9 protein-coding genes are annotated in these 11117 nt (G+C 71.4%); 5 read left to right on the forward strand and 4 right to left on the reverse strand.

The window, feature by feature from the left end:
• Both ACZ4EF_RS08195 and ACZ4EF_RS08200 read left to right on the forward strand, forming a co-directional pair.
• The coding region (locus ACZ4EF_RS08195; protein ID WP_467503400.1) for an LUD domain-containing protein at positions 1–1064 on the forward strand (1064 nt) is incomplete at its 5' end.
• Positions 1061–1720 (forward strand): LutC/YkgG family protein, encoded by a 660-nt coding sequence (locus ACZ4EF_RS08200; RefSeq protein WP_467503402.1) that lies wholly within the window; start codon positions 1061–1063, stop codon positions 1718–1720. The genes ACZ4EF_RS08195 and ACZ4EF_RS08200, both read left to right, overlap by 4 nt.
• On the opposite strand, the gene ACZ4EF_RS08205 is transcribed toward ACZ4EF_RS08200, so the two are convergent.
• Both ACZ4EF_RS08205 and ACZ4EF_RS08210 read right to left on the reverse strand, forming a co-directional pair.
• Complete coding sequence (locus tag ACZ4EF_RS08205) at positions 1689–2066, reverse strand: DoxX family protein (RefSeq protein ID WP_355346613.1); 378 nt, start codon at positions 2064–2066, stop codon at positions 1689–1691. The two genes, ACZ4EF_RS08200 and ACZ4EF_RS08205, sit on opposite strands and share 32 nt — an antisense overlap.
• 84 nt (positions 2067–2150) lie before the next feature.
• Positions 2151–3971, reverse strand: a complete 1821-nt coding sequence (locus ACZ4EF_RS08210) for an ABC transporter ATP-binding protein (protein WP_467503404.1) — start codon at positions 3969–3971, stop codon at positions 2151–2153.
• Positions 3972–4066: 95 nt separating this feature from the next.
• Between ACZ4EF_RS08210 and ACZ4EF_RS08215 the strand changes: the two genes are divergently transcribed.
• Positions 4067–4582 carry a MarR family winged helix-turn-helix transcriptional regulator gene (locus ACZ4EF_RS08215; RefSeq protein WP_467503406.1) on the forward strand — a complete coding sequence of 172 codons (516 nt, stop codon included), beginning with the start codon at positions 4067–4069 and terminating at the stop codon, positions 4580–4582.
• A gap of 15 nt (positions 4583–4597) precedes the next feature.
• On the opposite strand, the gene mscL is transcribed toward ACZ4EF_RS08215, so the two are convergent.
• On the reverse strand, positions 4598–5038 hold the full coding sequence (mscL, locus tag ACZ4EF_RS08220; protein WP_391045681.1) for a large conductance mechanosensitive channel protein MscL: 441 nt from the start codon (positions 5036–5038) through the stop codon (positions 4598–4600).
• Positions 5039–5125: 87 nt separating this feature from the next.
• A complete protein-coding gene (locus ACZ4EF_RS08225) occupies positions 5126–6910 on the reverse strand; it encodes a carbohydrate-binding module family 20 domain-containing protein (RefSeq protein WP_467503408.1) in 1785 nt (594 codons plus the stop codon).
• Between the two features lie 440 nt (positions 6911–7350).
• Between ACZ4EF_RS08225 and ACZ4EF_RS08230 the strand changes: the two genes are divergently transcribed.
• Complete coding sequence (locus ACZ4EF_RS08230; RefSeq protein WP_467503410.1) at positions 7351–9225, forward strand: ABC transporter transmembrane domain-containing protein; 1875 nt, start codon at positions 7351–7353, stop codon at positions 9223–9225.
• A complete protein-coding gene (locus ACZ4EF_RS08235) occupies positions 9222–11003 on the forward strand; it encodes an ABC transporter ATP-binding protein (RefSeq protein ID WP_391045689.1) in 1782 nt (593 codons plus the stop codon). The genes ACZ4EF_RS08230 and ACZ4EF_RS08235 overlap by 4 nt, the downstream gene beginning before the upstream one ends.
• Positions 11004–11117 lie beyond the last annotated feature (114 nt).

The raw sequence follows: 11117 nt of genomic DNA on the forward strand, positions 1-11117 counted from the left end.
TCCAGCTCGGCAACGACCTCCCCTCCCACATCCTCGTCCCCGCCATCCACAAAAACCGCCACCAGATCCGCGACATCTTCCACACCCAGATGACCACATGGGGCCGCCCCGCACCCGACAACCTCACCGACACCCCCGCCGACCTCGCCGAAGCCGCCCGCCTCCACCTGCGGGAAAAGTTCCTCCGCGCGAAAGTCGGGATCTCCGGCGCCAACTTCATGATCGCCGACACCGGCACCCTCGTCGTCGTCGAATCCGAAGGCAACGGCCGCATGTGCCTCACCCTCCCCGAAACACTCATCTCCGTCGCCGGCATCGAGAAAGTCATCCCCACCTTCCAGGACCTGGAAATCTACCTCCAGACCCTCCCCCGCTCCTCCACCGCCGAACGCATGAACCCCTACACCACCCTGTGGACCGGCACCACCCACACCGACGGCCCCGAAAACTTCCACCTCGTCCTCATCGACAACGGCCGCACCGACACCCTCGCCGACACCACCGGCCGCCAGGCCCTGCGCTGCATCCGCTGCTCCGCCTGCCTCAACGTCTGCCCCGTCTACGAACGCGCCGGCGGCCACGCCTACGGCTCCCCCTACCCCGGCCCCATCGGCGCCATCCTCACCCCCCAACTCCGCACCACCGCCACCGAACTCGACGCCTCCCTCCCCTACGCCTCCACCCTCTGCGGCGCCTGCTACGACGTCTGCCCCGTCGCCATCAACATCCCCCAAGTCCTCGTCCACCTCCGCGAACGCGTCGCCCAGGGCGCCACCACCACCCAGGACGGCCAACGCGTCACGATCAAGCCCGCCAAAGGCCACGCCGCCGAACGCGCCACCATGCGCGCCGCCCGCTGGACACTCGACCACCCGGGCATCATGCGCCAGGGCCAGCGCCTCGCCACCCGCACCCGCCGTCTCCACCCCCAACGGCTCCCCGGACCCGCCAAAGCCTGGACCGCCACCCGCGACCTCCCCACCCTCCCCCCGCAGACCTTCCGCGACTGGTGGCAGAAAAACCAACCAGCCAACCACCCCCAGACCAAGGAGAACGGCCAGTGACCTCCCGCGACACCGTCCTCACCCGCATCCGCAACGCCCTGGGCACCACGTCGGACAGCCCGGCACCGGCCACCACGTACACAGCACGCGACTACCTCACCGTGCACGCCGACCGCACCCCGTACGAGACCGCCGATCTGCTCGCGGACAACCTCGCCGACTACCGGGCCCACATCCACCGCACGGATCAGGCGGGGCTGGCACCCGCGGTGGCGCGGCTGCTGGCCGAGCGGGGTGCGCGGACGGCGGTCGTCCCGGCGGGGGTCCCGAGGGAGTGGCTGGCCGGGATCGGCGGGACACGGTTGCTGGACGACGTACCGCCGCTGACCGCGGCGCAGTTGGACGAGGTCGACAGTGTGATCACCGGCTGCGCCCTGGCCGTCGCCGAGACCGGCACCATCGTGCTGGACGCGGGCGCCGACCAGGGGCGGCGGATTCTCACGCTCGTCCCCGACCACCACATCTGCGTCGTGCGGGCACCGGATCAGGTGGTCGCGTCGGTCCCCCAGGCCCTCCCCCGCCTGGACCCCACCCGGCCCCAGACCTGGATCTCAGGCCCCTCCGCCACCAGCGACATCGAACTCGACCGCGTCGAAGGCGTCCACGGCCCCCGCACCCTGGACGTCATCCTCGTGGGTCCGCCGCCGAGCGGCTGACCTTCAGCGCCCACACCACCAGAGGAATCTGGACAGGGAGCCGGGCGTAGGCCGCGGCCTTCAGGGGTGCGGGGCGGTGCCGCCAGTCGTAGGCCATCTTGACGTTGGCGGGGAAGACGGCGGCGAAGAATCCGGCGGTGACCAGGGCGCCGGTGCGGCGGGTCGCGGGGAGGGCGACGGCGGCGGCCAGCGCGAGTTCGGCGACGCCGCTGGCGCGGGTCCAGGCGCGGGGGCTGCCCGGAAGGGACTCGGGCACGATCGCCTCGTACGGTCCGGGGGCGAGGAAGTGGGTGGCGCCGGCTCCGGCGAGCAGGCCGACGAGCAGTCGAGTGGAACGTGCGGGCACCGGGCACCTCCTGAGCGGGCGGGCGATTCCCGCCGCACTCTCACCTTACCCATGAGTAAGGTCGGGGCGGCGGCCCCTTCCGCGTTACGAGGCCGTGGTGGCGAGCTGCGAGTCGCGCCGTACGAGCGCGGCGTAGCGGCCGTCCTGGGCGAGCAGTTCGTCGTGCGTGCCGCGCTCCATGATCCGGCCCGCGTCGAGGACCACGATCTGGTCGGCGTCGCGCACGGTGGACAGCCGGTGGGCGATCGTGATGGTGGTGCGTCCCGCGGACAGCGAGTCGATCGCCTCCTGGACGTCGTGTTCGGTCCGGGTGTCGAGCGCGCTGGTGGCCTCGTCCAGGATGAGGACAGGCGGGTCGCGGAGGATGGTGCGGGCGATGGCCAGGCGCTGCTTCTCGCCGCCGGAGAAGCGGTAGCCGCGTTCGCCGACGAGGGTGTCGTAGCCGTCGGGCAGCCCGGAGATGTGGTCGTGGATCTGGGCGGCCTTCGCCGCGGCGCGGATCTCGTCGTCGGTGGCTTCGGGTTTGGCGAAGCGCAGGTTCTCGGCGACCGAGGCGTGGAAGAGGTACGTCTCCTGGGAGACGACGCCCACCGCGTCGGCGAGGGTGTCGAAGGTGAGGTCGCGTACGTCGGCGCCGTCGAGCGTCACCTTACCGCCGGTCACGTCGTACAGCCGAGGCACCAGGTAGCTCAGGGTGCTCTTGCCGGAGCCGGTGGCGCCGACGACGGCGAGGCTGCTGCCCGCGGGGACGGTGATGTCGATGTCGCGCAGGGTCGGCGCGCCGGACTCGGGGTCGTAGGCGAAGTCGACGTGCTCGAAGCGGACGTCGCCGCGTACCCGGTCCAGGGTCCGGGCGTCGGGGCGCTCGGTGATGTCGACGGGCAGGTCGAGGTATTCGAAGATGCGCTGGAAGAGCGCGAGCGAGGTCTGGACGTCCACGCCGGTGGACAGCAGCGACACGGACGGGCGGAAGAGGCCCTGCTGGAGCGAGACGAAGGCGACGAGGGTGCCGATGGAGACGGCGGGCGCGCCGTTGGACATGGTCAGACCGGCGGCCCAGTAGAGCAGTGCGGGCATCGCCGACATGACGATGCCGATGGTGGACATCCGCCAGCGGCCGGACATGCTGGAGCGCACTTCGAGGTCGACCAGGCGCTCGGACTCGGTCGAGAAGTCGCGGGTCAGGGAGTCGGAGCGGCCCATGGTGCGGCCGAGCAGGATGCCGCTGACGGACAGCGACTCGGTGACGATCGCGGACATCGAGGCCATCTGCCGCTGCCGGTTGGTGGCGATCCGCTTGCGTTCGCGGCCGACCCGGCGGGCGATCCAGACGAAGAGCGGGAGCAGCAGCAGCGAGACGACGGTCAGCCGCCAGTCGAGGGCGAGCATCGCGATGACGGAGGCGATGACCGCCGTGAGGTTGGAAACCAGGGAGGTCGCGGTCGAGGTGACGGTGGCCTGCATGCCGCCGATGTCGTTGGCGATCCTGGACTGCACCTCGCCGGTGCGGGTGCGGGTGAAGAAGGCCAGCGACATGCGCTGGAGGCGTTCGTAGACGGCGGTGCGCAGGTCGTGCATGACGCGCTGGCCGACGGTGGTGGAGATCAGGGTCTGGAGCACACCGAATACGCCGGTGGCGACGGCGGTGGCGATCATGCCGAGCGCGAGCAGGCTCAGCAGGCCGGTGCGGCCCTGCGGTATCGCGGTGTCGAGGATCGCCCGCAGCAGGAACGGCGAGGCGACCGAGACGAGGGAGGAGAGGCCGACCAGGGCGCCGACGACGGCGAGGCGGCCACGGTAGGGACGGAAGAGCCGCAGGATGCGGCGCATGTCGACGGGGGTGTCGGGCTTCTTCTTCGGTGGTGTCCACCGGGAGGCGAGTTCTCGTTCGTGATCGGGGCGCAAAGGACTCCTTGAGAGTTCAGGCAGATGCTGACATTGGGAGTATAGGTCATTGTTACCTATGCTCACAATGGACATGGTCCTGATACGCTCGTCACATGGAATCCCGCACGACAGCCGTGCCGCCGGGCCCGGTGACCGCCGGCCTCGCCACGACCGCGCCGGACGAGATCACCGGGCGGCTCGCCGATCAGCTCATCCGGCTGAGCCGCCGCCTGCACAAGTCCCAGCGCCACCTCATGGAGCCGCTGGGGATCACCCCGGCCCAGGCGCGGCTGCTGCGCACCCTCGCGCACTGCGACGAGCCGCCGCGGATGGCCGATCTCGCCCAGCGCCTGGAGGTCGTGCCGCGGGCCGTGACGACCCTGGTGGACGCGCTGGAGGGGCTGGAGCTGGTACGGCGGGTGCCCGATCCGAGCAACCGCCGGGTGATCAGGATCGAGCTGACCGAGGCGGGCGTCGCCGCGCTGCTGGAGCTGCGCGGGGCCCGCCGTACGGCCGCCGCCGAACTGCTGGCCCCGCTCGACGACGGCCAGCGCGCGGCACTCACCGCGCTGCTGGCCGTACTCGACGAGGAGGCGCCGCACGGCGGCGGCCACCGGCCGTCGCACTGAGCGGCGCCCGCGGGCTCACTCGGCCAGGTCCGCCGGGGCGGTCTGGCCGCCGATCTGCGGCCCGACCTCGGCGGTGCAGGCGCTGCACCGGCGGGCGGCGGTCGGTATCGCGGTCAGGCACTCGGGGCATTCGCGGACCGGGGCCGCCGCCGCCTTGGGGAAGAACTTCTCCTGCATGCGGTTCATCGGCAGGACGACCAGGAAGTAGATCACCGCGGCGACGATCACGAAGCTGATCACCGCGTCGATGAAGGCGCCGTAGGGGAAGGTCACGCTGGAGACCGTGAACTTCTGAGTGGCGAAGTTGCCCGTGGCGCCGGAGGCCAGGCCGATGAGCGGCGTCAGGAACGCCTTGACGAAGGCGGTCACCAGAGCGGTGAAGGCCGCGCCGATGACGATGCCGACCGCGAGGTCGACGACGTTGCCGCGGAGCAGGAACGTCCGGAAGCCTCTCATGGGTGGGGGGTCCCCTCTGTAGTCAGGAATTGGAACACCACAGTGTGCCGGTCCTCACCACAGAGGGGTAATCGGTCGATGAGCAGATCAATTACGCCAGGTGTCGTTGAGTGTGACCGCCCCGCTCGACGGGACCGTCGCCGTCCGGTTGGCGCCGGATTCCCACGTCACGTTGCCGCTTCCGTCCTTCCGTATGTACTTGTACTGGAACGAGGTGCCCGCGGGCATCGCCACGTTGAGCTTCCAGACCGGGTAGCTCGCCGACGACAGCAGCAGGGCGCTGCCGGTGTTCCAGTTGCCGAGGGTGGAGTTGTCGCCGACGACGTAGATGTTCTGGCCGAAGACCGTGGTGGCGTTCACCGCGAAGGACGCGGCGGACGACGGGTTGGTGCTGCCCCCGGTGCTGCCGCTCGTGGTGCCACCGTTCGTGGTGCCACCGTTGGTCGTGCCCCCGTTCGTCGTGCCGCCGTTCGTCGTGCCGCTGCCGCAGGGCGCGCCGACGTACAGCGCGACCGCGTCGTTGGAGCCGATGGTGGCGGTGAACTTGCCGTCGGAGCCGACGGTGTAGCTGGTGCCGCTGTGCTGGACGTCGCAGTAGGAGCCGGCGGGCAGTGAGGTGGTGAAGGTCTGGGTGAGCGAGCCGCCCTCGTGGTTGATCGCCACATAGCCCTTGCTGCCGCGGCCGAACGCGATGGCGTTGTTGCCGTTGGACCACCAGTTGGTGACGGCGGTGCCGGAGACCGCGTTGCGGAAGCCGACCATGTTGGCGATCTGCGGCCAGGCGTGCTGGCACTTCCAGCCGTCGCTGTAGCAGGCGTTGACGGTGCCGCCGTTGGGCGCGCCGGCGTCGTTGTTGGAGAACTCGTAGCCGGAGTAGACGTTGGGCGAGCCGTACGGCCAGGCCAGCAGGTAGACGTTGGCGAGGGTGTACGTGGCGCCGTTCTTGTAGCTGAGGGTCGAGCCGTTGCGCTCGGTGTCCCAGTTGTCCACGAAGGTGCGGGCCTTGTCGCTCGACAGGTAGCCCGCGCCCCACGACGCGCCCCAGTTGCTGAGGGAGGCCAGCTTGTCGCCGGTGAAGATGCGCTTGAGGTCGAAGGCGCCCTGGAAGGCGTCCACGTCACCGGTGTTGACGTACTCCCCCGGCTGCACGGCCTCGCCCACGCCGTAGATGGCCTCCTGGGCCCAGTAGATGCCCGGATTGCTGAGCTTGGCCTTGATGGCGGCCAGGTCGGTCTCGGCCATGTGCTTGGCGGCGTCCACCCGGAAGCCGTCGACGCCCAGCGCGATCAGGTGGTTGAGGTAGGCGGCGATGGTGCCGCGCACGTAGTCGCTGCCGGTGTCGAGGTCGGCGAGGCCGACCAGCTCGCAGTTCTGGACGTTGTTGCGGTCGCCGTAGTTGTTGATGTCACTGCGGCAGGTGTGGAAGTCCTGGTTCTGGTAGTAGCCCGGGTAGTTGTACTTGCTGTACGTCGTACCGCCCGTGCCGGTGCCGGAGCCCGACGTCATGTGGTTGATCACCGCGTCGGCGACGACCTTGACGCCCGCGCTGTGGCAGGTGCTGACCATGTTCTGGAACGAGCTCTCGTTGCCGAGCCGCCCGGCGATCTTGTAGCTGACCGGCTGGTACGAGGTCCACCACTGGTCGCCCTGGATCTGCTCGGAGGCCGGGGAGACCTCGACGAAGCCGTAGCCCGCGGGGCCGAGGGTGTCCGTGCAGGCCTTCGCCACGGAGTCGAACTTCCACTGGAAGAGCGTCGCGGTGACGTCCTTGCTGCCGGGCGGCGTGGCGTCCGCCTGTTGCGAGGAGAGGGCGAACAGACCGGCGGCGGCGACGATCGCGGCCAGCGCGCCGTTCAGGACGCGGGATCTCATGGGCGGCTCCTTCGGTGAACGGGCAGAGTTCTGCCCTCGAAGGCAGCCACGCGCCTGGCCGCCGGGTGGGGGGTGCGGACCCCGTTGTCCTCGGGGCCCTCGGGTTCCGCCCAGGAGCTTCCCGCCGTGTGTGCGTACACGTCAAGATGTCGGCGGAAGAACTTTCGCTGCTTTGCTGCAAGTTGTTGCCGAAACACTCCTCCGCGGACCTCGGCTCGTTCCCGTCGCTCACCGGAAAACCTGTTGACCCGGTACGGGCCGCAAGACGAGCCTTGCTCCTCTCCGACCGGATTCCGGCGGGATGTCCGCACGGGCGGAGTCGCCAGGTACGCGGCTGCCCGCCGACATCTCGCGCGAACCTCCGGCGGCCGTATCCGCAACCCGCGGCCGTAGCCTCGTCCGCCGACACTCGCTCACACCCGCACCGAACTCAGGACACCATGCCGTCCCTCCGTAAGCTCCCCCTGTCCGATCCGGGCGTCCCCGACGCCCGGACGGGATTCCGCTTCCTGCTCTGGCTGTCGTTCCGCGAGGGGAAGGGCCTGGCAGCCGCCACCGCGTGGGGCATCCTGCACATGGCGGCCGTCGCGTCGTTCCCCGCGGCCGTCGGAATGGCCGTGCAGTCGGTCGTGGACCGCTCGGGGTCGCGGCTGGCACTGTCGGGCGGGCTGATGCTGCTGCTCGGCGTGCTCACCGCGCTCGGCGACACGATGCTGCACCGTACGGCCGTCACGAACTGGATCAGCGTCGCGGCGCGGGTCCAGCAGTTGCTCGCCGGTAAGACGGTCGAGCTGGGTTCGGTGCTCACCCGCCGGGTCGCTGCGGGCGAGGTCGTCGCGGTCAGCACCGGAGACGTGGAGAAGATCGGGTGGTTCGTCGAGGCGCTGGCGCGCTTCACCTCCGCTCTGGTCGCCACGGTCGGCGTGGCCGTCGCGCTGGTCGTCTACGAGCCCGCGCTCGGCGTGATCGTGGCCGCGTCCGTACCGGTGCTGGCGCTGGCCGTACTGCCGCTGCTTCCCGCCGCCACCAAGCGGGCCGACCTCCAGCGGGAGAAGGCGGGCAAGGCCACGGAACTGGCCTCCGACACCGTCGCCGGGCTGCGGGTGCTGCGCGGCATCGGCGGCGAGGAGCTGTTCCTCGACCGCTACCGTCGCGCGTCCCAGCAGGTCAGGACCGCCGCCGTGCACAGCGCCCGGATGTGGGCGGCGATCAGTGCCGTCCAAGTGGTGCTGCCGGGGCTGCTGCTGGTGGCCGTCGCCTGGGACGGCGCCCGGCTGGCGATGGACGGCCGGATCTCGGTCGGCGCGCTGGTGACCGTCTACGGCTCGGTGGCCTTCCTGATGTTCCCGCTGCGGAATTTCGAGGAGATCGCCATGGCCTGGTCCTTCTCGCGGCCCTCGGCGAAGCGGGCCGCGCGCGTACTGGCGCTGACCCGGGAGACCGCCGGGGGCGCGGCCGTCTTCTCCGAGGGGAGCGTCGCTCCCGAGGAGGCGGGCGCTCTGGTCGGGGAGATGTACGACCCGGAGTCGGGGCTGCGCGCTCCGGCCGGGCTGCTGACCGCCGTGGTGTGCGGCGACCCGGACGCGGCGGGCGTACTGGCCGACCGGCTCGGCGGGCACAGCCCGGTCCGCGCCGGGGGCGAGGCGTCGGCGCTGCTGGGCGGGCGGGCACTGGACGCGCTGCCGCTCGCGGCGGCCCGTGCGGCCGTGCTCGTCCAGGACAAGGACCCGGTGCTGCTGTCGGGAACGCTGACCGAACTGCTGGGTGTGCCGTCCTCCGGCCGGGTCACGGCGGAGCAGGCGCTCACCGCCGCGCAGTGCGCGGACGTGCTGGACGCGCTCGCGCAGTCCGCCGCCGACCCCGCGGGGGTGGCGGGCGACCCGATGTCGGCGCGGATCACCGAGCGCGGCCGGTCGCTGTCCGGCGGCCAACGGCAGCGCCTGGCACTGGCCAGGTCGCTGATCGCCGACCCCGAGGTGCTGGTGCTCGACGAGCCGACCTCGGCGGTCGACGCGCACACCGAGGCCAGGATCGCGCGCGGCCTCAAGGAACTGCGCGCGGGTCGCACGACGGTGGTGCTCACGTCGAGCCCGCTCGTGCTGGACCGCGCCGACCTGGTGGTCTTCGTGGACGAGGGCACGGCGACGTCGGTCGGCGACCACCACGAACTGCTGCGCACCGACCCGCGCTACCGGGCGGTGGTGACCCGCGAGAGCGAGCCGTCCGACGACCGCGATCCCGGCCACAGCCCCGTCACCGCTGCCGTCGCGGGCTCCGGGGCGGTACCCCACACATCGATGGAGGAATCCGCATGATCGGCCTGCGACCGCCGGAGTACGACCCGGCCGCGCCGCAGCAGAGCGCCACGCTGCCGGTGGGCTCCCCCGCGACCGTGCGCGGCTATGTGCGCGAACTGGCGAAGCGGCATCGCGGTGCCTTCGCCCTGCTGGTGACCGTCAACACCGTGTCGGTGCTGGCCTCGATGGTGGGGCCCTACCTGCTCGGCGGTCTGGTCGAGGACCTGTCGAAGGGCGACCGGGACATCCATCTCGGGCGGGCCGTCAGCCTGTTCCTGGCCGCCCTCGTGGTGCAGGCGTACTTCGTGCGGCTGGTACGGCTGCGCGGCGCGATCCTCGGCGAGGAGATGCTGGCCGATCTGCGCGAGGACTTCCTCGTACGGTCGGTGTCGCTGCCGCCGGGTGTGCTGGAGCGGGCGGGCACGGGCGATCTGCTGTCGCGGATCACGACGGACATCGACCGGCTGTCGAACGCGATGCGCGAGGCGGTGCCCGAGCTGGCCATCGCCGTGGTCTGGGCCGGGCTGCTGCTCGGCGCGCTGACCGTGACCTCGCCGCCGCTCGCCCTGTCGGTGCTGGTCGCGCTGCCGCTGCTGCTGGTCGGCTGCCGCTGGTACTTCCGGCGCGCCCCGGGGGCCTACCGCTCGGAGGCGGCGGGGTACGCGGCGGTGGCGGCGGCGCTGGCGGAGTCCGTGGACGCCGGCCGCACCATCGAGGCGCACGGTCTCGGCGACCGGCGCGAGAAGCTGTCGCGGCAGCGGATCGGGCAGTGGGTGGCGTGGGAGCGCTACACGATGTGGCTGCGCAGCGTGCTGTTCCCGGTGATCAACATGACGCACGCGCTGATCGTGGTCGCGGTGCTGATGATCGGCGGCAGCTTCGCCCTCAACGGCTGGATGACGGTCGGCGAGCTGACCACGGGCGCGCTGTACGCGCAGATGCTCGTCGACCCGGTGAACATGATCCTGCGCTGGTACGACGAGTTGCAGGTCGCCCAGGTGTCGCTGGCCCGGCTGGTCGGGGTGCGCGAGGTGGCCGAGGACGAGCCGGACCACACGGTCTCGCCCGACGGCCGCGAGATGGCCGCCGACCAGGTGCGGTTCGGCTACCGGGCGGGCAGCGACGTGCTGCACGGCGTGAGCCTGACGGTGCCGCCGGGTACCCGGGTGGCGCTGGTGGGCCCGTCAGGCGCGGGCAAGTCCACGCTCGGGCGGCTGCTGGCGGGTATCTACGCGCCGCGTACGGGCGAGGTCACGCTGGGCGGGGCCCAGCTGGCCCGGATGCCCGCCGAGCGGGTGCGCGAGCATGTGGCGCTGGTCAATCAGGAGCACCACGTCTTCGTCGGCACGCTCCGCGACAATCTGCGGCTGGCGCGGACCGGTGCCACCGACGACGAGCTGTGGACGGCGCTGCGCGCGGTGGACGCCGAGGACTGGGGCCGCAATCTGGCGGACGGTCTCGACACCGAGGTGGGCTCGGGCGGCGCGGTGCTCACCCCGGCGCAGGCGCAGCAGCTCGCGCTGGCCCGGCTGGTGCTGGCCGACCCGCACACCCTGGTGCTGGACGAGGCGACCTCGCTGCTCGACCCGCGCGCCGCCCGCCATCTGGAACGCTCGCTGTCCCGGGTGCTGGACGGCCGTACCGTGATCGCCATCGCGCACCGGCTGCACACCGCGCACGACGCGGATGTGATCGCGGTGGTCGAGGACGGCCGGATCAGCGAGCTGGGCAGCCACCACCAGTTGGTGGACGCCGACGGTGCCTACGCGGCGCTGTGGCGGTCCTGGCACAGCTGACCGCGGTGATGTGGCGGGGGGGGGGGGGGGGGGGGGGGGGGGGGGGGGGGGGGGGGGGGGGGGGGGGGGGGGGGGGGGGGGGGGGAGGGAGGAAAGGCAAAGAAGAGACGAGAC

It is taken from the genome of Streptomyces sp. NPDC025721, from assembly GCF_055558595.1.

Coding starts and splice junctions, on each gene's coding strand:
- ACZ4EF_RS08215 (WP_467503406.1), top strand. CDS start 4,067: ATGGAATCCCGCACGACAGCCGTGCCGCCGGGCCCGGTGACCGCCGGC.
- mscL (WP_391045681.1), bottom strand. CDS start 5,038: ATGAGAGGCTTCCGGACGTTCCTGCTCCGCGGCAACGTCGTCGACCTC.
- ACZ4EF_RS08225 (WP_467503408.1), bottom strand. CDS start 6,910: ATGAGATCCCGCGTCCTGAACGGCGCGCTGGCCGCGATCGTCGCCGCC.
- ACZ4EF_RS08235 (WP_391045689.1), top strand. CDS start 9,222: ATGATCGGCCTGCGACCGCCGGAGTACGACCCGGCCGCGCCGCAGCAG.
- ACZ4EF_RS08230 (WP_467503410.1), top strand. CDS start 7,351: ATGCCGTCCCTCCGTAAGCTCCCCCTGTCCGATCCGGGCGTCCCCGAC.